Here is a 21,908-nt window from a genome sequence, read left to right as displayed (position 1 = left end):
TCCTTTGCTACATATACGAATAGACAGGCCTCAGCAATATAGCTGGTAGTATACCTGATGATGAAGTGATGAGGTATATCTCCGTTTTGCCTATCTAGTATAGTAGCATGTTGTCTAACCTAAAGTCATCGGATGAACGATAAGCAATGAATAGGGAGCATGAGTAATGAATAAAGCAGGATATAAAACAAATCTAAAAAGAATCTAAAATGAGTCTAAATTGAATTCAGCGTGAATCTGAAGAATCGTCTTGCATCTACTTGAGCTACCCAGCGAAAAGCTAGTGAAAAGGGCTACCGAATCCTCCGGTAGCCCTGATCTGCATTGTATTCAAATCGAATGGAGTTGTTGCTCGAATTGTGCGTTTAGAACTTGGACGGATAGCGCTTCACGATCGCTTCAGACAGTGTGTTGCCTGTTTTCCACATATGATTATATCCGGTACGCAATGCTTCGTACGATTTGGCATAATCGCCTGCACGATAAGCATCCAGTGCAGTAATCACGTGTGCGCCATGCATCGCATTCGCCTGATATGTTGCTGTTTTGTTCAAGGATGGCAGACGGCTCGTCTGGAATGCGGTCAGATCAGCGACGAATTTGCCCAGATCGTCCTTCGCTGCCTGACGCTTAGCAGTATCGCCTGTCATTGTGCCTTCCAGATACATCTGGTAGTCCATAATGTGGCGGTTCCACAGCGTATTGAAGGTCCCACCTGCGGCGTTGCCGAAGATCATCTTGTGCGTTGCGGTCAATGTGTCGGTATTGCGATTCAGTGCGGATTTGACAGCCGCCAGATCGGGTGCGTTGTCATTGCCTTTTTGCATCACAAGGATGGAGAGAATGGCATGTTCACCGAGTGCTTCACCTGTTTTTTGACGGAAATAGGCAGCATCCGTTTGAGTGGTCGAGCGTTTGAAACGAGTTGGGTAGCGCTCCGCTGTAGCTGTAGCGATGGATGCGCCCACTGTGCCTGCACGTACATAAGCGGAATGCACTTCTGAATACGTTGTTGCATATTGTCCCTTGGCATATGCGTCAAAAGAGCGAACGAGACTATTGTTATGTGCGTTGAAGTCGTTGAGCAGCTTCTGCTCGTTGATGTATGGGTTTTGTTGTTTGAGGATGGTGACCATCATGCTGCTGGTGGATTTGATGCCAGCGAGTGCACCCTTCTGGTTATTCGTGTCCTTGTCTCGAATCGCCACCGCGTATTCGATAAAGCGCTGGTTATGTGTGTTCCACTGTGCCTTGAACTGCGCAGCAGCGGCATCAGCATACGTGCCAGTGAGCAGGGATGCGATGCTGTTGGTGTTCGCATTCAGTGCAGCCATCGCTTGCTGGGTATCCGGTGCTTGCTTGAGCTGCTTTTGCATGGCCAGCATAATCATGTAGCTGTGCTCACCGAACACTTTGGCAGAGGTAGCTCGCAGATCGGCAGCGAGTGTTTTGGTCGTTTTGGATGTCGCTGCCGAAGCATTGGAAGCGATACCAAAGCTGAAAATCAGAGACAGGCAAACAAGCAGAAGAGCAGGTGTGCGGAATGTACTTTTCATTCATGTCGCTCCTTATTGGGGGATAAGTTCATACAGGATTAATAAAGAATAAATAAGTATTTGAACCACAAATATTACCAGTTAAAGAATTATTTTATGTACCCTACGGATAAGCCGCGTTCAGCGCGTGTGCATATCGTACATCATTGTACAAACGGCTCTACCTGAGTGCTAGGAAGCGATTGGAGCAACTTGTAATCGTTTGTAACCGTTTGCTCTAGCATGGTATGGTAAAAGAGCGGGTAGATGTATACGAGCTGAGCCAGAGTGTATTGTTACATGAGCTTGGGCATCTACGATTGGCATGGCGTATAGCGTAGTTCATTTCATGGAGGTGCGAGGATGAAAGCATTGTTTATCGGAGGAACGGGAACGATTAGTGAAGCGATCTCCCGGCAATTGCTGGAGCAGGGACATGAATTATATTTGCTCAACCGAGGCAACCGTAACGATGGCTTGCCAGAGGGAGCGCATGTATTACAGGCAGATATTGCAGACGAGCAGAAGGTCGCAAGCTTAATCGAAGAGCTGGAATTCGATGTGGTTGCCGATTTTATAGCCTTCGTGCCTGAGCAGCTGGAGCGGGATTATCGGTTATTTGCTGGACGGACGAAGCAGTTTATTTTCATTAGCTCTGCTTCGGCGTATCAGACACCGCTATCGGATTACCGAATTACCGAGGGCACACCGCTGGCGAATCCGTACTGGGAATATTCACGCAACAAAATTGCCTGCGAGGACTATCTGATGAAGCAATATCGGGAGCAGGGCTTCCCGATTACGATTGTACGTCCTAGCCACACGTATAGCGATCGCTCGTTACCGCTTGGTGTGCACGGTGCCAAAGGAAGCTGGCAGGTCGCACGCCGAATGCAGCAGAATAAACCGATCATCATTCACGGAGATGGAACATCGCTGTGGACGCTGACACATAGTGAGGACTTTGCACGCGGGTTTATTGGACTGATGGGCAATATACATGCGATTGGTGAATCGGTACATATCACATCCGACGAGTCGGTGACGTGGAACCAGATTCATGAGGTCATCGCTGATGCGCTTGGCGTAAAGCTGAATGCTGTGCATGTAGCATCCTCGTTTCTGGATGCTTGCAGCAGTGAGGATTATCGCGGTAGCCTGCTGGGCGATAAGGCGAATACGGTTGTGTTTGATAATAGCAAGCTCAAGCGTCTCGTACCGGGCTTCACCGCTACGATCCGAGTCGATCAGGGAATTAAACGTGTCGTGGAGCATGTTCTCGCTCATCCCGAGCTACAGCAGGAGGATGCGGAGTTCGATGTATGGTGCGATCGTGTGATTGAGGCGCTGGAGCAGGCGAAGGCATCGTTGCGGAAATGACGACGGAATGATTGAAAAATTAAACTTGTATAGATTGGGTACAGCTATACATTGAATACTACATTAGAAAGCCGCATTCCCCTAAGAGGAAAGCGGCTTTTTATTTTCAAAAAAACACATGCTTCTGCAAAATCTGTAACGCCTGCTCAACCTGCTCTAGCTCTGTACGATTGAGATGCTGGGTGCGTTCGCGGAAACGAACCTCAATCTGGCTAAATATGTGCTCCATCAGCTGCTTGCCCTCTGCGGTCAGATGAATGACTTGCTTTCTGCCATCGGCTGGATCAGCTGTTTTCTCGCAAAGCCCCTTTTCACTCAGCTTGCGTAGCTCGCGGCTCGTATTCGGTAGCGACATATGCATACAGACGCTGATCGAGCTTGGCGTTTGGGGCGGGCTAACGGCGAGATATTCCAGGATTTTATATTGAACCGGCGTAATCGCATCGTGTTGAATATCGCTGGTCATGTCGGCTGTTGCCTGATGCACGGATGTGACGAATTGAATCAATTGCTGAAACAGGGAAGAATCCTGCATACACTCACCTCTATCTCCTAAAATAACAAAGTAGTTATCGTAAAACAATTATCATTTGACAACTAAATTAGAATAGAGTTATATTTTAGTTATCAAATGATAAGTAAAGGTGGATGAAAATGAACCTATTGATCGTGTATACGCACCCGAATCACAATAGTCTATGTCATGCGATGCTGGAGCAGGTACAGCGTGGGATCGCAGCGCATGGACATACCGTAGAAACTCGGATCATTGATCTGTACGCAGATGGATTTAATCCAGCGCTCGTCTTTAACGAGCAGAAACGCAGACGAGATATGCATCTTGACCCGGAGCTGGAGCATTATCGGGAGCTGGTGCGATGGGCAGATCAGCTGGTGTTCATTTATCCGATCTGGTGGGGCAGACCGCCAGCGATGCTACTTGGCTTTTTCGATCGGATGATGGCATCGGGCTTTGCGTACAAGCATCGGAAGGCAGGAGATTTGATGCCAGAAGGACTGCTCAAAGGGAAATCGGTGGTGTGCATTTCGACGATGATGGGGCCGACAGGTTATCTGCAATACTGGCTCGGCAATGCTCATCGTCTGCTGATGCGGCGTGCGCTGTTTAACTATATTGGCATTCGAAAGGTGAAGTTCTGGGAGTTTGGCGGTATGGAGAAGACGAACGGAAGACAGCAGCAGAAGCTGGAACGGATTTATCGTTATTTTCGCGATATGAAGGTGGGATATGGGACGCAACAGGGTGCGAGTGTGGCAGGACGTGTGGAGGGTTAGATCGGATAGGGATGGACGAAATAAATGGATAGCATGATGGATGTTATTCCTAGATTCAGCCTAATAGCTTCGTGATACCAGAGTAGTACGTACAAAGGCCATACTAGATCAATATAAAACGGCTATACCTTGACTGTGATGGGGTATAGCCATTATTTACGCTGTAGAAAAAATGATATTTATCCTGCTGTGTGCTGTAATGTTATGAAAGGCCCAGCTAGAACGTCAGTCTATATTAGACACATACAAATTCACAATATCAACCGTAGGATAGCTCCTACTATTGTCCTCTAACTTCTCCGTCTTTTCGCGAGTTCACTCAACTTGTTACCGACTTACAGCGCGTAGCTCTCGCCATCCTCTGGCACGAGCACATGCCCTTGCATTCCTTTTTCCTCAACATAAGACCGCAGCTCATCGCGCGATAATGTCCAGTGATTGACCGCTTCCATATGCACGGAAATAATAGTCGCCTCTGGAGCAGCTTGAAACACCTCGTAAATGTCCTCTTTGCCCATCACCAGCGAGCCGCCCTGTAGAAACTGATTGTCTCCCCCGTTGACTACAATAACCTGCGGCTGGTACGTATCCAGCGCCTGCTGTACGCCTTCATACCATACCGTATCGCCAGCTACATACAATGTCTGTTCATCCGCATGGCGAAAGACAACGCCACATACATGCCCCAGTCGTTGTAACACTTCACCTCGACCGTGCTCGCCTGCTGTTTTGCTCAGGGAGATGCCTTGAAAACTTGAATCCTCTTCTAGCACAGTGACCTGACGGAAGCCGTCCTGACGTACCTTGTCGGCATCTGCTTCATTTTGCACAAACATCGGGATATCCAGCGGTAGCACTTCGGCTGCGCGTGCATCATAATGGTCGAGATGCAAATGAGTGACGATTACTGCATCCACCTGTGCGAGCTGCTCTACATCGACAGGCAGGTCGACGAGCGGATTATTCTGATCCTGACGGAGTGAATTGGCAAATGGGGGATAGCTGCCCTTTTCAGCGAGAAAAGGATCGATTAGAAAGCGGACACCCGCGTAGTTGACGATTAATGTAGCGTTGCGAATCAATTGTATATTCATTTGAGAGACTCCTTTACGATTCGTAAGTTGTTTATGAATGTATTGTATCGGAGATGGTGGGGGGAAGGGAATGGGATGGATCAAGTGTTTTGGGAGTTTGACTTGAAAAGTGAAAGTAGTTGGGGCGAAGGGATAAACTCTAAAGGGTATTTTCGCGGCTGGTGGCTGCATGCTTGATTAAGGCTTGCTTGCGGTATTCACTCCAGACCGGGCGCATGCCAGCGACCTCCGGTTAAGCCGGAATACTTGGAATGGAGGAAAAGTGGGCGTATTCCGGCTTAAAGGTCGGTCTTTTGGCATCGCTCCCGGTCTTGCGTTCCGTGCTGGATGTAGGTATGTGGTGCTTGCGGGGGACGCTCGTTAATGGGGGGCGACTCGGGAATGATGGGGGTGGAGCGGAGTTTATGCATCGCTGGTGGGGAGGGGAGCAGGGGAAGGGCTTTAAGAACTCTAAGAACTTCCCGCTTCGAACTTATTGGCTTACAACGATGGAGAGTTGGTAGTTTACATATTGATTTAGTTTGACTAAGAAATCGTCTAGCTCTGTATTGGATGGAAAGCGGCATTCTAGTAGGTAGCAGCCTTTGCCGCTGATTTTGTAATTGGCGACGACGTATTGGGGCTCGGTTTCGATAAAGGACAGGTAGGGCTGGTGGTGCAGGCTCTGGGTGATGATGGTTAGGAAGACGTGTACGGGAGAGCCGAGACGTGCGGGATCGGTTTGGATGGTGTAGCCTTGAATGATGCCCTGTTCTTCCAGGCGGGCGACACGGGTAGCGGCGGCTTGTCCGGTTAGATGTACGTTTTCGCCGAGCTCCTTCATCGTCATGCGGCCGTTTTGCTTGAGATGCTCTATAATTTGGTGATCGATATGATCCATGGTAGATGTTTTCCTTTCGGTCGGGTCTGGATAGAGTGGCAGATGTACCTAAACGCATCATAGCAGAAAATATCTTTCATATTCGACAAAAAGCGCTGTACTTGCTTACTCTGCACTCCGATATAATGTATAGAGCCCGTCATACGGACGAGTCCACTTTTAAAATAAGATACCGATTTACAATAGATGGAGCAGGTGAGGAATGGAACAAGAGCTATTAAACTACGCCCTGATCATTATGCTGGGCGGTCTGCTGAGCTTAGGGTTGTCGTTCTATGCGTTATTTCGGTTATATAACACGCCTGGTGGAGTCTATTATTGCGTGGCTACATTTCTGGCATCAATGTTTGGCTTTTCGTATTTGTTTGAACTATTAAGCACAACGCTCAAATCGACCTGGTTCTGGCTGCGTGCAGAATATGTATTTCTACCGTTTATTCCTGCATTCACGCTGCTCATGTGCTGTGCCTATGTGGGCTATCGGCCGAAGCGCTGGATGTATGTGATTTTATTCGCTATTCCGTTATCGACCGTGATCATGCAGCATACGAATGAGCTGCATCATCTGTATTATACCTCGCTCCACCTAAGCACGGATACGCCATTTCCGGTGTCGCGGATCGAGCATGGGCCTTATTTTTATGTGCATTCGATTTATTTATACGTTTGTCTGGCGATTGGTGTATTGTTGCTAATCAATCAGGCGCGTCAGGTTCGACTTCGTTTTCGCTTGCAAATTTTTGCGATGGTAGCCGGTCTGCTCACTCCCGTTATTGCCAGCCTCTTTTATGTAAGTGGGCAGAGTATGTATGGAATCGATCTGGGCCCAGTATTTATTAGCGTATCGTTTATTTTCCACAGCATTGCACTGTTTCGTTATCGCATGTTTAATGTGGCGCCGATTGCACGGGATATCGTCTTCGAGAGTATGGCAGACGGTGTACTTGTTATTAATGAAAATGACGTGGTCGTCGACTATAATCATGCGATGAAGGAGCTTATGCTTGGTGTGACAAGCAATCTGATCGGTCGCTCGATGGCGGATGTTTTACAGGATCGACCGGAGCTAAAAGAGCTGGTCGATGCTGGACAGGATTGCGAATATATCGGCTGGTATGAAAATGTACGCTATTGCTATCGGATACGATTTTCTCCGGTATTCGGTAAAAATAGCGCACAGGTCGGACGTATTATTCACGTCTCGGACATGACCGAGCAGGCGAATTTGCAGGATCAGCTACAATATCTAGCCGATACGGATGGTCATACCCGACTATTTAATAAAACCGCGTTCATGTATCGTGCGCAGCAGGAGCTAGATCGGATCGCGCGTAGAGGTGGGCATCTGTCCATGATCATGTTCGATATCGATGAGTTCAAGCAGGTGAATGATACATTCGGGCATGAAGCAGGCGATGTGGCGCTGCTGTACTTAGCGGAAGCGGTGCGTGAATATACGGATGATTATATGCTGGCAGGGCGCTATGGTGGCGATGAATTCGTGCTTTGTATGCCAGGAAGTGATCTTGATGCAGCCTGTGAGCTGGCGGAGAAGCTGCGTCTGCATATTACAGACGGCGAAATTGCTGTCAATCACGAACGACTATGCATCACGTCAAGCTTCGGCGTTACCTCCGTCTATATCGCGCCCGGCGAGCATGAGATATCGACTCCGCTGCTGATTCGTCAGGCGGATCAAGCGCTGTATGCTTCCAAGCGCTCAGGGCGTAATCGGGTGCAGGTGTATGAGGAGATTGGGATATCTTCTGAGGTGGGAGGAGCAGGTTAAAGCAGTTGGGGCTAGTGATAGAGGCGACTGCTCAAGTTGGCTTTTTAAAATGCTTAATAAAGTTTGGAGAAATTGTGGCATCCTGTTCTTTTACAAATCGAATGAATCGTACAAATTCAAATGCAATTTAAGTCAAATACGTAATCATAGACTATACCTCGCTCTACCCAGCAAAAAAGACACTACACCGAGTAGCTTCTCGCCTGTAGTGTCTTCTTTTTCACATCATGGTATCCCCTATTAGAACCATTCCCAGCCATTCTTACCCCTTAAACAACATCCGCACCGCCACCACAAACAAACACACCGCCAGCACGCGCACAACTGCCTTCGCTGGAATCTTCGATGCGATGCGAGCGCCGATCTGTCCACCGACCAGTGCGCCAATTGCGAGCCAGATAAACTTATCCCACATCACATGCCCCAGACTCACATGCGAGATCGTTCCAACGAACGATGACAGCAGAATCGAGAACATCGATGTCGCCGTAGCAATATGTGGTGGGAAGGCGAGGAACAGAATCATTGTGGGCACCATCACCGAGCCGCCACCGATACCGAACAGACTCGACAGGAAGCCGACGAACAATGCGACCACACAGCCAAACCACATATTAAATGAATACTCATGCACCTGTCCGCTCTGGTCGATCAGGCGATGATGGGTATTCGGACGTAGCCAGCCGCCGCGACTGGAGGTCGGTTTGAAATTAATCATGACCGCCATGATCATCAGGAAAATACCGAGTGCCACAAAAAATGTCCGACTACCCACAACCGTTGTCGTTAACGCTCCAAGCACCGAGCCGGGGATCATCGCAACCGAGAAGGCAAGACCACTCCGGTAATCGATTCGGCGTTGACGTGCATACGCAATTGTACTGGAGATTGCACTCACGAATAGTACAGCCATCGACGTACCGGAAATGCTCGCTACCGGAATCGTGTACAGAAATGCGAGTACAGGTACAATAATGAATCCACCGCCAAGTCCAGCAACCGCACCGCAAATGGAGGCGAGCATACCGACGGCGAGAAGAAGTAACGCTTCAAGCATACGATCAGAGTCCTTTCCTACTGATTCAGATGGAATATCTTATCTAAGCAGTATAGCACGGAAGGCGGCTCCTCATCTCACGTATACTGGGTACTGCATAACGCAGGTCTAGCTCGATACCGCTTCGGTCGTCTGCGTTGCAGCCTTGGAACGCTCCTGACGTGGAGCAGCTACACGCCCGTTACCATTTGCAATTCGCTGTTTAAAATAGCTAATTATACTCGATACGATCACCACGGATAGCATCGACAGAATCGCTTCATACCAGCCGACCGAATAGAAGCCAATACATACTACCATCGAGTCAAAAATGAAATTCACCATCCCCGGATTCCAGCCGAATCGTTGCTGGAGAAAGAGCGCTACAATATTCACACCGCCCAGTGAAGCACGATTCATGAACAATGTCGACAGCCCCAGACCACATAGCACACTGCCGATGACCGTCCCGACAAGAGCAGGCATCGTCGGTAACGGAAGGAACGCGCCCAGCGAGCTAACGAGCGATACGAGGCATACCGACACGATCGTCGATAGCGTAAAGCTCCAGCCCATCCGCATGAACGAAAAGATATAAAACGGAATATTAATCACGAAAAATAAGCCGGCAAATGGAAGCTGTAGCAGGTAGCTCAGGCTGAGCGCCAGCCCTGCCGTACCACCCGTGACGACCTGAGCATGACGCAATAACAGCAGACCCAGACTAACCAGCACACAGCCTAGCACGATCATGCCCAGTCGTTTAGGAGCAAATGAATTCATATGTACACAATTCCTTTCTGTCATTCCATGAATGTTTATACATGTTTGCGTATGAATTTGGCTTATTAACATGATATAATGCCCGAAGCGACAATCCTATGTAAAAACAAAGCTTATATCGTCTATTTATATGCAAATTGAACAATAATTGTCCTATCTGTATACAAAGTAGAAATACAGAACAATACATGTGAACATACGACTGGATCGTAGCGATGAGGAGGAATCGAAATGGATACGATTGATGCGAAGCTATTAAGCCTGCTCCAGCACGATGCGCGAATGACGATTAGCGAGCTGTCCAAGCAGCTGGCGCTCAGTCGTCCGAGTGTCACAGAGCGGCTCCATCGTTTACAGGAAAAGGGGATTATCGAGGGTTTTACAGCAATCGTATCGCCTGCGGCGGTTGGACGTAGTATGTTGCTGATGATTCAGATTAGTGATCTGAAGGTGTCCGCAGGCGAATGGGAGAAGATGATCGCATCCGAGCAAGATGTAATCGAATGCCACCGGGTGACAGGAGAGATTGGCTATATTATCAAAGCAGCCGTAGAAGGCATGGAGGGGTTACGCCAGCTTGTGGATCGACTGATGGTGTATAGCTATGTGAATACGTCGATTGTGCTGACTTCGCCAGTAGAGCGTCGACATGTGCAGCCTGTTCATATACAGGAGTGATAACTAAAAGCACAAAAAACAGACCGTCCTGATCTCAGGCACGGTCTGTTCCATATGCAGCCATATTCGCATTATGCTGTTCCAGCGATAGATCGAAGTTATCCCGATTACCGATCTGCGTGCTTGCGCCACCACCATGGCGCTTATACAGCACCAGCCAGTAAAAGATCGGGTACTGACGCAGCGGTTGACGCTGAGGGCCAATATACACATCGGCAAGCTGCTCATACGGCGGCCAGTAGTCGGCGATATTCGGCGTAATCCGGCGATGGGCACGGCTGCTAGGGATATGCTCGCATACACGCTCGGAGCTGAACCGTTCACGCCATGTTCCATAAAAGGTATGCGAGCTACCGTGTGTGCGACAGATAAACGGGCGCACCGGATACACGCGGCAGATGCCCTTTTCTGGATCAAGCAATGGGCAGGCAAAGCTGTTACGCCCAGCATGATGGCGAATCGAATCCAGCTCCTGCTTGCGACTCGTTCGGTTCACCAGTGCGTCGTACATCGGCTCATTATCCTGCTGGAATCGCTCCAGATTGCGCTCCGCTTGCTGAAAGGCAGTATCGATATCTGCCTGACTCCAGCTATGCTCCATATAGGTGAGCAATAGCTCGAATTCCACCTGCGATACAGGGAAATAGTCCGAACAACAGCTACTACAGCCTGCGGCACACGGAGGATGCTTGCTACTATGCTGGTGGTAGTCCTCAATCACGGCATCGACCTGCTCATATAGAGCAGTCATATGCATGGCACGGCTATCTGCCGCGGAACGAGGGTGGCAATTTTTTAAAGGGCGTCCACTGCCGCAAAAGCAAGCACTGTCCGGCGATAGAGAGGACGCCACTGTATGGGAATGATCAGCATCCACAGATAGAGAACTATGAGACTGTACAGTCTGCTGCTGGTGACGCTGATCGAATCGTTTATTATCGTTCTGTAACGGACGTTGATCTTGTGATAGACGCTGCTCCGGTAGCTGCTGGTGATTCGGTACACGATTGCGTTGCTGCGACTGATCTGTTTCGTTAGGCTGATCATGTCGGGTTGGTTTTGGCTGATCGCGATGTGGCATAGGAATTCTTCCCTTTCCGCTTCGTCGCTGCTGTATCTATATAGATGCGAAGGAGAGGAACATACAGTCTCTCCCCATAACAGCCGATTCGGATGCTCTGCCCATGTGGAATCATCTCAAGCACCAGGCACGGTAGAGCTAGAACGAAGCTTGTTTTCCCATTATACCGCAATCGCTCATTACACTTAACCTTCCAGCTCTTTATACATAAAATAATCAAAGTCTGCATGACGGCGTCTGCCACCCATATCAATACAGTTCATACCGACAAAGGCACCGGTAAAGAAACCACCGCCCTGCACATAATCATCGGACAGCTTATAGCATTCCAGCTCTACCGGAACCGTATGCCAGTGCTGCCCGTCAAAGGAATAGCTGTAATGATACTGCTGCACACGCACCTCGACTTTGATATGCACCAGCTCGGTTTCCTCTGGAACAGGGATCGGCTTACGTCCGAATGGCTGGCTGAATTGCCCGTTATCGCAAATCAGCAGATCAAGCACACGTCCATATTTTTCATGCCAGGTGATCTGTAAGGTCGACCAGTTCTCTGTATTGTAGTAGCAGGTCAGTCCTGCGCCTTGCTGGAAGGTAGTCGGACGGAAATCGATTGCGGTTGCCGCATCGAATGAAAATGCTTGCCAGCGACGCGCCACATACGCCTGCGTGAAAAGGGAACTGAGCGATTCGCGCCCATACAGTCGCAGATAGCCTGGACGACTTTCTAGACAGGCAATGTCCTTAGTAAGCGGAATGCGTAGCGTTTGGAAATGAATATTCAGTTCAGTGCTGTCAAAGTCGTCATGCTCCGGGTAGTCCTGCTCCCAGACAACAGGCTCCATTTGTGGAGCAGGTACCTCGACTTTACCCTGCTTGCCACCAACGACCATCGGCCAGCCGTCAACCCATTCAATCTGCTGTAGCGCCGTCTCGCGTCCGAGTGGGCAATAGCCGCGATTGTCCAGAATCGGCAAGGTGTCATTGGGCAGTGGTCGTCCGGTCAGATGCGCCAGATACCATTCATCGGTATGGGTATGTAGCAGGGACGCATGACCACATTTTTGCAATGGGTGACGCGGGTCTTGCCATGCGCTGAGCATCGGATAATCCGGCTGTGTCTCATAGGGCCCGAATAGCTCGCGAGAGCGTGCTACGGTCTCGGCGTGCTGATACGTTGTACCGCCCTCTGCCACGAACAGATAGTAGTAGTCATTCACACGATACAGATGGGGGCCTTCGGTATAACGTAGATCGGTGCCTTTGTAAATGATCTGCGGCTCACCGATCAACTGCTGTTTTTCATGATCGTATTCCTGTAGCGAAATCCCGTAAAACGGATGATGATACATACGATGATCCCAGTACATATTCAGTAAATATTTACGTCCATCCTCATCATGGAATAACGAAGCATCAAAGCCTACACCATTTAGCAAAATCGGCTCCGACCATTCGCCATCAATCGTATCGCACGTTACCAGATAGTTCAGACAGTCCTTCCAGATGCCATTGACCACTTTTACATCGGTGTATACCAGCCAAAACTTGCCGTCATGGTAGCTCAAATCTGGTGCCCAGATACCGCCAGAGTTCGGATTACCCTTCATATCAAGCTGGGACAGTCGATTGAGTGGACGATGCACCAGATGCCAGTTCACCAGATCACGGGAATGATGAAGCTGTACACCAGGGAACCATTCAAATGTGGATGTTGCGATATAATAGTCCTCCCCAGCACGACAAATGCTCGGATCAGGGTTAAAGCCGCGTAATACAGGATTTTGGATTGCCATCATCTTTACCTCCAGTGGGGTTAAATTCGAATACGATAGCTAAGACAGAATACATGACGACATACAGCAGAGCAGCATTTTTCGTGAAGCGCTTACAAGTCATTCATACAGGCTAGCTTTAACCATTATGAATCTGGTTTATTTGACACTTCTATACCCTGTACAGGACTTTGTATAATGGTTAAACTAACTTTTCTTGAAGGTAACACAATTTGGGATAGAGCGCAATGCGTAAACCGGATTATGGTACAATGAATGGGCAAAACGAGTAGACGATCGATAGCCATATGAAGACTGACTCATGCTACACGGCTCATCGTCGTATGATCTACTTAGCACCGTATCTGATTTGACAAGCACAATGGAGGCTCATTCACTATGCAATCATCTGATCAAAATAAATCTGCCTGGAACGGCAGCACCTATCAATCGTGGCTCAATCGCTTTGGCACACCACAGGAAGCAGCTGCCAAAATCACAGCCGATCCACTCAAGCGTGTGAGCGGTGCGCTACGCCATATGGGCGACGATATCAAAGGACAACAGATCATCAATCTGATGGGCTCGAACGCCAATAAAGCCGTTGCCCTTGCTCTGCTCGGTGCCGAGCTGACCGTAGCTGATTTCTCACCGGAAAACGAACAATACGCACTGGAGCTGGCGGCCGCGGCAGGCGTACCGCTGCAATATATCGTTTCCGATGTGCTGGAGCTACCGCAGACGCTGAATGGTAGCTATGATATCGCCTTTATGGAGTTTGGCATCCTACATTATTTTACCGATCTGCATCCATTGCTGGAGGTGGTAGCAAGACTGCTGAAGCCAGGTGGCAGACTGGTGCTACAGGATTTCCATCCCATCTCCACCAAGCTCATCTCCTCGCGCGGCACGACTGCGAAGATTCGTAAGCATAAGGTAGACGGTGATTATTTCGATACCGCACTGGTCGAAAAGGAAGTGTCCTATTCCAAATACGCAGAATCCGGACAGGTACAGGAAGAAAAGCAAAAGGTATACCTGCGCAACTGGACACTTGGCGAGATCATCACCTCGATCGCCGATACTGGCTTGATCATCAAAACACTGGAGGAGCTGCCGAACCAGTCATCCGAGGTGTTCGATAAAGGCATTCCGAAGACGTTCACAATCGTCGCGGAAAAGGCACGCTAACCTTCTCGGCTCTCGGTCATACAGGATATAACAGCCTAAAATAGCCTAAAGCCTGCACGTAAAATGAGCTTTTACATTAGCTCCTCAATCACTCAAAGCGTATCAGCTCTAGCCTGAACGAAAACTCAAAAAGCACGAGCATCGCTCACCTTTCGTTTGCAGGTTCTTTTCTGCAAACAGAAGGTTTAGCATGCTCGTGCTTTTTATTTAACAAATGGTCTCAAGCACTATCGCTATCCTCCACAACCGCTGCCCCTTTAAAATCAACAGCAAATGACGGCTTAATGAGTAATTTGCCCAGATCCTCTGCGGATATCGGTTTGCTAAACAGATAGCCCTGCATCTCATGACAACGAATCTGCTGGAGCATCGAAGCCTGCTCATGATTTTCTACACCTTCGGCGATCACATTCATATTCAGACTGCGCGCGAGATTAATAATGGAGCTAATAATCATATGATTAGCCTGACTGCTACCGATGCGGCTGGTGAATTCACGGGCGATTTTGAGCTTATCAACCGGGAAGTTTTCCAGATAAGCGAGTGAGGAATAGCCGGTTCCGAAGTCGTCAATTGAGATTGATACACCTAGCTCCTTCAATGCTTTGAGCTTATCGATCACATTGCTAATATGGGTCATAGCGATCGATTCGGTAATTTCCAGATCGATATATACTGGATCTACGCCCGTCTGCTTCAGAATACGAGCAACCGTACTGACAAAGCTCTCCTGCTCAAATTGCTGTGCGGACAGATTGATGCCGATCTTGATCATATGACCTTCATCCTGCCATTGCTTCGCCTGCTGACACGCCTCACGTAGTACCCATTCACCAATCGACAGCATCAGTCCAGTTTCCTCGGCGATTGGAATGAATTCTCCCGGCATAATCATGCCGAGCGTAGCGTGCTCCCAGCGGATCAGCGCCTCGACACCGATCACCCGACCGTGCAGCGCATCGATCTGTGGCTGGTAATGAAGCATGAGCTCATTGCGATAGAGCGCCTGACTCAGTTCCTTTTCCAGCATTAGCTTTTTGGAATAGAGCTGGTCTTTATCATTGTAGAAGCGGTAATGTCCTTTGCCATTTTTCTTGACCTGATACATCGCGATATCGGCTTTTTTCATCAAGCTTATCGGGGATTCCTCTTCGCCTACATAAAGGGCGATGCCAATACTCGGAGTAGCGATAATCTCATAGCCCTGAATATAGTGGGGCTGATGCATCGCGTCCAGAATACGCTGAGCGACAACGGATGCCTCACGTGTATCCTTCATATGGCGAATGAGCAGGGTGAACTCATCACCGCCCAATCGTGCGACCATATCGTTATCACGAACGCAGCGCTGCAAGCGCTGGGCGACAGAGCGTAGCAGCTGATCGCCCACATCATGACCGAGTGTATCATTGATATTTTTGAACCGATCCAGATCGATGAACAGGATAGAAAATAGCTCCTGATTGGAACGAGCGATCTGTACCGTATCGCTGAGCGCATGCTCAAAAGCAGCACGGTTCATTAACCCGGTGAGTGCATCATGATAGGCGAGATAGTGAATCTGCTCCTCGTGACGCTTGTTATCTGTAATATCCTTGGCAATGCCGTACATGCCGACCACTTTACCCTGTACAATAATCGGCACGTTAGTCATGCGTACCTGGAAAATCTCTCCCTGACAATTCCGTAGCGCCGTTTCGTAGATCTGCGGCTCGCCTTGAAGCACCAGCTCGATTCGCTCCATAATCGAATCCATATGCGCATCATGAAAATAATTTATCGTGTGCTTACCGACGAGCTTCTCCTCTGTCACCCCGTGCATCCGTAGTGCTTGTGGATTGGCACTTTCAATCCGTCCATCCAAACCGATCGATACGATCGCATCCGGGTGGAAGTCCACAATGGAGCGGTACCGATTTTCGCTACTTTCCAGCTCGATTTTCTTATCATACAGCTTACGAGCCAGCCGATGATTTTCCAGAATGATCATCACCTGACGAATCATAACGAGTACAATAGCTAGCCCTGTACCGACCATCATCATATATCGACCGTCAACATTGATAATCATAAATATAAACAGTGCGGCGATCCCGATATACGGCAGAATCAGCTGTGGAATATTCAGCTTAGGAATATCCGATCTGGACGAGCTATTATTTTTCTTCGCAAACGGATTCTCGATCTCTGCGGCATGCGCGATACCAGCAAAGCCTACAAATAATAAACCCGTAATAAATAGCGGATCAGCCAGACTGCCTGAGCTGTAATTATGAAGCGTGACCATGTACAGGAACATCGTATCGCCAATGACCTGAACGAGCAGACCCAGACACAGGTACAATACAACCCGATTAGACAGGGTACGCACATTGCTCAAATATAAGCTTGCTGCACCGCCTAGCAGTACGAGATCGCCCAGCGCATAGCCAGTCGAAAGCATCGTATCCGGCGCAATATGGGTGATGCCTGTCAAAGCAAGCATGGAACGCATGAGAAAATGCCAGCTTAATGTGGATAGCACGGTCATCACAATCGCAATATCGAGCACCAGCCGAATCATCGGCAGACCGCCCTTATCTCTTTTCAGCTTATAAAAGAACGCCAGCATATAAAAAAGAACTTGAAGAACATAGAAAAGATCAGGGTATCCGGGGAAAGGCAGCTCGATATCGAATACGGTCTCATAGCACAGCCAGATCAGCTCCGCAATCGAATAGCTAATACAGCCCAGCCATAACAAAATCCAAAATGGACGGTGTCGGCGCTCACTGGTTCTCCACGCTATATACAGCCAGGTACAGGCAACCATCGTCCCGATCACAGACAGTGTATTACCGCCTGCTGTACGCACAACATCATTATCTTTCCATATCCAAATCCATGTATAATACACAACTGTGAACACAACAATGAAAACAAACGACAACGGTTTTACGAATTGAGCCTTTTTAGGCATATCCATTCCCTCTAATTCAATTTATTTAGTTAATAATACCCAATATCGGAACTTATATACCTAAACATTTGATGAAATTTATAGGTCTAAAGATCGTATAGCTTAATCACTTAATAGTACGTCATTTCACAAGCAATTGAAATACATATTGCAGCATTTTTGCGGAAAAATTTGGTGAAATTTGTGCGAAAAAGGGCGATTTTGTGTGAATGGCTCGTTTTTTGATATAAAAATAATGGAATAAGAGGTGGACGGTGATTTTTAGATGGAAAGGAATCATTTTACGCATCCAAGCTTTGATTGAAAGCGTTATCTCATTCATTTTGAGCAATTCAGCTCGTTTATAATGTCAAAAGACCGTAATTAACGGCGGAAACTATAGTATTTCCAAACGTTGAATTGTATAATCGAACAGAACGTAAGGAATGGTAGCATCGGCTACTGATCGTTTATTTTAGGATGAAAAGAGGGGTTAGAGGATGGCAGGATCAAGCGGATTATCCGTTAAAACGATTGTCGCAATCGGGATTGGTTCGGCACTATTTGTCATTCTGGGCCGTTTTGCTTCGATACCAAGCTTTATTCCGAATACGAATATCGAAGTGACGTATGCGCTGCTGGCGCTGTTCGCACTATTGTACGGGCCGTGGGCAGGGCTGCTGATCGGTCTGATCGGACATACGCTCAAGGATGCCATTTTCTATGGTCAGCCGTGGTTTAGCTGGATTATCGCTTCCGGTATATTCGGTCTGATCGTGGGGCTGCTGACACGCCGGATTCGTATTGCAGATGGAGAGTTTGGCGGAATGGAGATGCTGCGCTTTAATCTGGCTCAGTTGATCGCCAATGTGGTGAGCTGGCTCGTTGTAGCGCCAGTGCTGGATATTCTGATCTATTCCGAGCCAGCGAACAAGGTATTCGTACAGGGCGTAGGAGCAACAATCTCCAACACACTGACGGTAGCTGTCGTCGGTACATTGCTAGCTATCGCTTATTCCAAAACAAGAACGAAGCGTGGCAGTCTGAGTCGAGAATCCTGATCGAGTCTTGATCGATTGATGATCACATCGACAGGGTAGGTTCCAAGAATGATAGGATCGTTGATCGGGAAGCAAGTGAATTTGCTGCTCGCAGCAGCATAGTGGTACAGTAAGAGCGATAGACCGGTGGGTGTCACCGGTCTTTTTCGTTGAAGCGATAGCATAGGATACGTCTGCCAGATAAGACAGACTTATAGGACATTGATGGGATAGATGGAACGGATATGGCAGATGTACCGTGATGTTCCCGAGGGAAGCGGGCATGTTGCCGCAATAGAAGGAAGGACAGGCATGAAGAAACCAGTTATTGAATTTCAGAATTTTAGCTTCCAATATCGTGCGCAGTCAGAGCCGACCCTGCATGAGGTGAATCTGACGATCTATGAAGGCGAAAAAGTGCTGATCGTCGGCCCATCCGGTTCAGGTAAAAGTACACTGGCGCATTGTATAAATGGCTTGATTCCATTTATGTATGAGGGTGAGCGTAGCGGTACATTGCGCATCGCAGGCGAGACGATTAGCGATCAGGGCATTACGCTACTATCCGATGAGGTCGGTACGGTCATGCAAGACCCGGACGGACAATTTGTAGGGCTGACAGTAGCAGAGGATATTGCCTTCAAGCTGGAAAATGACGCTGTACCACAGGCGGATATGATTAAGCGTGTATTCGAGGCAGCAGATACGGTCGAATTTACTGATTTTCTAGAAGCCTCGCCGCATTCGCTCTCCGGTGGGCAAAAGCAGAAGACGACGCTGGCAGGGGTGCTGGTCAGCGATGCAGGTATTTTACTATTCGATGAGCCGTTAGCCAGTCTTGATCCGCATACCGGAGAGATGACGGTGGAGCTGATCGATCGGATTCACACGGAAACAGGCAAAACGATCGTTATCATTGAGCATCGTCTGGAGGAGGTGCTGGAGCGTTCGGTCGATCGCGTCATTGTTGTGAACGAAGGACGTATTGTTGGCGATATGACGCCAGATGAGCTGCTCTGCACCGATCTGCTGCGTACAACGGGAATTCGAGAGCCGTTGTATCTGAACGCGCTACATTATGCAGGCTGTAAAATTACAGCCGCGATGCAGCCCGGTCATATCGATTCGATCCAGCTGGATAACTGCATTCAGCCGCTACAGCAGTGGTACAACTGTGTGCATCAGGATGAGCTTCCAGTGAGCGAGCATCCGGTGCTGGAGGTGGAGCATGTATCCTTTGGTTATGAGGCTGGCAAGCCCATTTTGCATGATGTATCATTCCAGATCGGAAAAGGGGAGATTGTCTGTATTGCAGGACGTAATGGCGCAGGCAAATCGACGATCTCCAAGCTGATTTGCGGCTTTTACCGTCCGAGTGCAGGGCGCATTGTATTCAATGGACGTGATCTGAGCGGTGATACGATCAAGGAGCGTGCCGAGCATATCGGCTTCGTGATGCAAAATCCGAATCATATGCTGTCCAAGCCGCTACTTTATGATGAAGTGGCACTCGGACTGCGTACACGTGGTGTGCATGAGGATACGATTCGTGAGCGAGTGCATGAGGTGCTCAAGGTGTGCGGATTGTATCCATTCCGTAGCTGGCCGATCTCAGCACTGAGCTATGGGCAGAAGAAGCGCGTCACCATCGCCTCAATCCTTGTGCTGGAGCCAGAGATTATGATTCTGGATGAGCCGACAGCTGGACAGGACTTCCGTCATTATAATGAGATGATGGAGTTTCTGAACCAGCTCAATCGTCAGGGAATGACGATCATTATGATCACACACGATATGCATCTGATGATGGAATATGGACAGCGTGCCGTCGTAATGGCGGATGGGAAAAAGATCGCAGACGATTGCCCATCCCGTGTGCTGGTGCAGCCGGATACGATCGCTGCCGCCAATCTGAAGCAGACCTCGCTACATGCGCTGGCTGTCAAATCTGGCGTAGGGGAGCCGAATGAATTTGTCGGACGATTCATCGCGTATGATAGGGGGCTGCGTCATCCATGAGTGTGAAGATGCTCACGTATACGAACCAGAATACACCGATTCATCGGCTCACCGGGGCAAGCAAGCTGTTATTTTTCGTGCTGTGGGCGCTGACAGCGATGATCATTTACGATACACGCTGTCTGCTAGCGATGTTTGTGATCGCGATTGTTATTTTTGCGGTGTCACGTGTACCCTTTAAGCAGTATTCGTTCGTGCTATATCTGATCCTGATCTTTTTTGGATTGAATCAGATTGCGATCTTTCTGTTCTCGCCGCTGTATGGGGTAGAGCTATACGGCACAAGGCACGATATTGTGCATCTGTTTGCATGGTATACACTCACATGGGAGCAGTTGTTTTACCAGTTTAATGTGGCGCTGAAATATGCGGTGGTGGTGCCGATCGGGTTGTTATTTTTGCTCGTGACCGATCCGAGTGAGTTCGCCGCTTCGCTGAACCGAATCGGAGTCAGCTATAAAGTGGCGTACTCCGTTGCTATCGCACTGCGCTATATTCCAGATATTCAGCAGGATTTTCAAAATATATCGTTCTCCGCACAAGCTCGCGGCATCGATATCTCGCGTAAGGAAAAGTTCGGTAAACGTCTGAAAAATGTCGTATCGATTCTGCTGCCACTTATTTTAACGAGTGTAGAACGGATCGAGAAGATCAGCACCGCAATGGAGCTACGTGGCTTCGGACGCGGTAAGAAACGCACATGGTATCGCGCCCGTCCGCTGCGAAAGGGCGATTATATTGCGATTGCGATGATTCTGATTATTACGGTGGCCTGTCTGGTCATTACATTTGCGGATGGATCGAGGTTTTATAATATTTTTAAGTGATCATGGGTTGGAGATCGGTAGGATAGGATGATGGGAAAGCCCTTAACAAGTGCAGGTGTCTGCTGCTTGTGAAGGGCTTTTTTATAGAGTACAGCTTTGTTAGGTGCATCATTTATACATATCCACCATCCGCTTCGCACCCTCAATAGAGAATCCATACTTAATCCGAAGCAGCTTGATCGCTTCTATGGTTGAGACGTGTTGTAGATCATGCTGGATGTACTGCTTTACCTCTGGATTGTCTTTATAAGCTTCAAAGAGCTTTTTTTGCATCGTTTTCATGTTTTTGGAATAGTACAGATTTGTTATAAAAGATAATACAAATGCAATGAATAATAGTGTTTGAATGAGCAGCGTCTCGTTCATAAGCGTCCTCCTTACTGTATTCAGTCTTACCGTAGTCCGTTTCCAGTGCGTAGCCTTCTGTAACACCTAATACTTATATATAAGACTACAAAAAAAGCTCGTTCTTCTCAAGGAATCCAGCATCCGAGCGAAGGACGAGCTTTTTAAATAGGCTGTGGAATAGCATAATGAACAACAGGATCAATGATATAAAATAGCTA

General features: G+C 48.3%; 18 protein-coding genes. 8 read left to right on the top strand and 10 right to left on the bottom strand.

What is annotated here, in order from left to right; translation table 11 throughout:
• Window positions 1-365 precede the first annotated feature (365 nt).
• On the bottom strand, window positions 366-1,556 hold the full coding sequence (locus SK066_RS22435; RefSeq protein ID WP_320543088.1) for a hypothetical protein: 1,191 nt from the start codon (window positions 1,554-1,556) through the stop codon (window positions 366-368).
• Between the two features lie 342 nt (window positions 1,557-1,898).
• On the opposite strand from SK066_RS22435, the gene SK066_RS22430 reads away from it, so the two are divergent.
• The gene (locus SK066_RS22430) at window positions 1,899-2,915 is read left to right on the top strand and encodes an SDR family oxidoreductase (protein ID WP_320543087.1); all 1,017 of its coding nucleotides are present in this window, start codon (window positions 1,899-1,901) and stop codon (window positions 2,913-2,915) included.
• A 106-nt stretch (window positions 2,916-3,021) separates the two neighbouring features.
• Here the strand turns inward: SK066_RS22430 and SK066_RS22425 are convergent, their stop codons facing one another.
• Complete coding sequence (locus SK066_RS22425) at window positions 3,022-3,450, bottom strand: MarR family winged helix-turn-helix transcriptional regulator (protein ID WP_320543086.1); 429 nt, start codon at window positions 3,448-3,450, stop codon at window positions 3,022-3,024.
• A 119-nt stretch (window positions 3,451-3,569) separates the two neighbouring features.
• On the opposite strand from SK066_RS22425, the gene SK066_RS22420 reads away from it, so the two are divergent.
• A complete protein-coding gene (locus SK066_RS22420) occupies window positions 3,570-4,211 on the top strand; it encodes an NAD(P)H-dependent oxidoreductase (protein WP_320543085.1) in 642 nt (213 codons plus the stop codon).
• Between the two features lie 335 nt (window positions 4,212-4,546).
• Here SK066_RS22420 and SK066_RS22415 read toward each other — a convergent pair whose 3' ends face one another.
• Both SK066_RS22415 and SK066_RS22410 read right to left on the bottom strand, forming a co-directional pair.
• Window positions 4,547-5,305 carry an MBL fold metallo-hydrolase gene (locus SK066_RS22415; protein WP_320543084.1) on the bottom strand — a complete coding sequence of 253 codons (759 nt, stop codon included), beginning with the start codon at window positions 5,303-5,305 and terminating at the stop codon, window positions 4,547-4,549.
• 472 nt (window positions 5,306-5,777) lie between these two features.
• Window positions 5,778-6,185: an Lrp/AsnC family transcriptional regulator gene (locus tag SK066_RS22410; protein ID WP_320543083.1), complete on the bottom strand. Its 408-nt coding sequence runs from the start codon at window positions 6,183-6,185 to the stop codon at window positions 5,778-5,780.
• A gap of 202 nt (window positions 6,186-6,387) precedes the next feature.
• Between SK066_RS22410 and SK066_RS22405 the strand changes: the two genes are divergently transcribed.
• Window positions 6,388-7,974, top strand: a complete 1,587-nt coding sequence (locus SK066_RS22405) for a histidine kinase N-terminal 7TM domain-containing diguanylate cyclase (RefSeq protein ID WP_320543082.1) — start codon at window positions 6,388-6,390, stop codon at window positions 7,972-7,974.
• A 262-nt stretch (window positions 7,975-8,236) separates the two neighbouring features.
• Here SK066_RS22405 and SK066_RS22400 read toward each other — a convergent pair whose 3' ends face one another.
• Both SK066_RS22400 and SK066_RS22395 read right to left on the bottom strand, forming a co-directional pair.
• Window positions 8,237-9,031 carry a sulfite exporter TauE/SafE family protein gene (locus SK066_RS22400; protein WP_188775958.1) on the bottom strand — a complete coding sequence of 265 codons (795 nt, stop codon included), beginning with the start codon at window positions 9,029-9,031 and terminating at the stop codon, window positions 8,237-8,239.
• 108 nt (window positions 9,032-9,139) lie between these two features.
• The gene (locus SK066_RS22395) at window positions 9,140-9,793 is read right to left on the bottom strand and encodes a YitT family protein (RefSeq protein ID WP_320543081.1); all 654 of its coding nucleotides are present in this window, start codon (window positions 9,791-9,793) and stop codon (window positions 9,140-9,142) included.
• 231 nt (window positions 9,794-10,024) lie between these two features.
• On the opposite strand from SK066_RS22395, the gene SK066_RS22390 reads away from it, so the two are divergent.
• The gene (locus SK066_RS22390; RefSeq protein WP_320543080.1) at window positions 10,025-10,471 is read left to right on the top strand and encodes an Lrp/AsnC family transcriptional regulator; all 447 of its coding nucleotides are present in this window, start codon (window positions 10,025-10,027) and stop codon (window positions 10,469-10,471) included.
• Window positions 10,472-10,505: 34 nt separating this feature from the next.
• Here the strand turns inward: SK066_RS22390 and SK066_RS22385 are convergent, their stop codons facing one another.
• Window positions 10,506-11,552, bottom strand: a complete 1,047-nt coding sequence (locus SK066_RS22385; protein WP_320543079.1) for a YkgJ family cysteine cluster protein — start codon at window positions 11,550-11,552, stop codon at window positions 10,506-10,508.
• A 185-nt stretch (window positions 11,553-11,737) separates the two neighbouring features.
• Window positions 11,738-13,351, bottom strand: coding sequence for a glycoside hydrolase family 43 protein (locus SK066_RS22380; RefSeq protein WP_320543078.1), 1,614 nt, complete (start codon window positions 13,349-13,351; stop codon window positions 11,738-11,740).
• A 375-nt stretch (window positions 13,352-13,726) separates the two neighbouring features.
• On the opposite strand from SK066_RS22380, the gene SK066_RS22375 reads away from it, so the two are divergent.
• Window positions 13,727-14,518 (top strand): class I SAM-dependent methyltransferase, encoded by a 792-nt coding sequence (locus SK066_RS22375; RefSeq protein ID WP_320543077.1) that lies wholly within the window; start codon window positions 13,727-13,729, stop codon window positions 14,516-14,518.
• A gap of 220 nt (window positions 14,519-14,738) precedes the next feature.
• Here SK066_RS22375 and SK066_RS22370 read toward each other — a convergent pair whose 3' ends face one another.
• Window positions 14,739-17,477, bottom strand: coding sequence for a DUF4084 domain-containing protein (locus SK066_RS22370; protein WP_320543076.1), 2,739 nt, complete (start codon window positions 17,475-17,477; stop codon window positions 14,739-14,741).
• Between the two features lie 479 nt (window positions 17,478-17,956).
• Here SK066_RS22370 and SK066_RS22365 point away from each other — a divergent pair, with 479 nt between their 5' ends.
• The 3 genes from SK066_RS22365 to SK066_RS22355 all read left to right on the top strand — a co-directional run bounded on the left by SK066_RS22365 (window position 17,957) and on the right by SK066_RS22355 (window position 21,342).
• The gene (locus tag SK066_RS22365; protein ID WP_320543075.1) at window positions 17,957-18,517 is read left to right on the top strand and encodes an ECF-type riboflavin transporter substrate-binding protein; all 561 of its coding nucleotides are present in this window, start codon (window positions 17,957-17,959) and stop codon (window positions 18,515-18,517) included.
• Between the two features lie 291 nt (window positions 18,518-18,808).
• On the top strand, window positions 18,809-20,515 hold the full coding sequence (locus SK066_RS22360) for an ABC transporter ATP-binding protein (RefSeq protein WP_320543074.1): 1,707 nt from the start codon (window positions 18,809-18,811) through the stop codon (window positions 20,513-20,515).
• Window positions 20,512-21,342, top strand: coding sequence for an energy-coupling factor transporter transmembrane component T family protein (locus SK066_RS22355; RefSeq protein WP_250345087.1), 831 nt, complete (start codon window positions 20,512-20,514; stop codon window positions 21,340-21,342). Before SK066_RS22360 ends, SK066_RS22355 begins: the two co-directional genes overlap by 4 nt.
• Window positions 21,343-21,450: 108 nt before the next feature.
• Here SK066_RS22355 and SK066_RS22350 read toward each other — a convergent pair whose 3' ends face one another.
• A complete protein-coding gene (locus SK066_RS22350) occupies window positions 21,451-21,708 on the bottom strand; it encodes a hypothetical protein (protein WP_320543073.1) in 258 nt (85 codons plus the stop codon).
• Window positions 21,709-21,908: the final 200 nt, after the last annotated feature.

This window comes from Paenibacillus hunanensis (genome assembly GCF_034055775.1).
GTDB classification, from domain to species: Bacteria; Bacillota; Bacilli; order Paenibacillales; family Paenibacillaceae; genus Saccharibacillus; species Saccharibacillus hunanensis.
This window is presented reverse-complemented; position numbering and strand designations above follow the sequence as displayed.

Coding starts and splice junctions, on each gene's coding strand:
- SK066_RS22435 (WP_320543088.1), bottom strand. CDS start 1,556: ATGAAAAGTACATTCCGCACACCTGCTCTTCTGCTTGTTTGCCTGTCT.
- SK066_RS22430 (WP_320543087.1), top strand. CDS start 1,899: ATGAAAGCATTGTTTATCGGAGGAACGGGAACGATTAGTGAAGCGATC.
- SK066_RS22425 (WP_320543086.1), bottom strand. CDS start 3,450: ATGCAGGATTCTTCCCTGTTTCAGCAATTGATTCAATTCGTCACATCC.
- SK066_RS22420 (WP_320543085.1), top strand. CDS start 3,570: ATGAACCTATTGATCGTGTATACGCACCCGAATCACAATAGTCTATGT.
- SK066_RS22415 (WP_320543084.1), bottom strand. CDS start 5,305: ATGAATATACAATTGATTCGCAACGCTACATTAATCGTCAACTACGCG.
- SK066_RS22410 (WP_320543083.1), bottom strand. CDS start 6,185: ATGGATCATATCGATCACCAAATTATAGAGCATCTCAAGCAAAACGGC.
- SK066_RS22405 (WP_320543082.1), top strand. CDS start 6,388: ATGGAACAAGAGCTATTAAACTACGCCCTGATCATTATGCTGGGCGGT.
- SK066_RS22400 (WP_188775958.1), bottom strand. CDS start 9,031: ATGCTTGAAGCGTTACTTCTTCTCGCCGTCGGTATGCTCGCCTCCATT.
- SK066_RS22395 (WP_320543081.1), bottom strand. CDS start 9,793: ATGAATTCATTTGCTCCTAAACGACTGGGCATGATCGTGCTAGGCTGT.
- SK066_RS22390 (WP_320543080.1), top strand. CDS start 10,025: ATGGATACGATTGATGCGAAGCTATTAAGCCTGCTCCAGCACGATGCG.
- SK066_RS22385 (WP_320543079.1), bottom strand. CDS start 11,552: ATGCCACATCGCGATCAGCCAAAACCAACCCGACATGATCAGCCTAAC.
- SK066_RS22380 (WP_320543078.1), bottom strand. CDS start 13,351: ATGATGGCAATCCAAAATCCTGTATTACGCGGCTTTAACCCTGATCCG.
- SK066_RS22375 (WP_320543077.1), top strand. CDS start 13,727: ATGCAATCATCTGATCAAAATAAATCTGCCTGGAACGGCAGCACCTAT.
- SK066_RS22370 (WP_320543076.1), bottom strand. CDS start 17,477: ATGCCTAAAAAGGCTCAATTCGTAAAACCGTTGTCGTTTGTTTTCATT.
- SK066_RS22365 (WP_320543075.1), top strand. CDS start 17,957: ATGGCAGGATCAAGCGGATTATCCGTTAAAACGATTGTCGCAATCGGG.
- SK066_RS22360 (WP_320543074.1), top strand. CDS start 18,809: ATGAAGAAACCAGTTATTGAATTTCAGAATTTTAGCTTCCAATATCGT.
- SK066_RS22355 (WP_250345087.1), top strand. CDS start 20,512: ATGAGTGTGAAGATGCTCACGTATACGAACCAGAATACACCGATTCAT.
- SK066_RS22350 (WP_320543073.1), bottom strand. CDS start 21,708: ATGAACGAGACGCTGCTCATTCAAACACTATTATTCATTGCATTTGTA.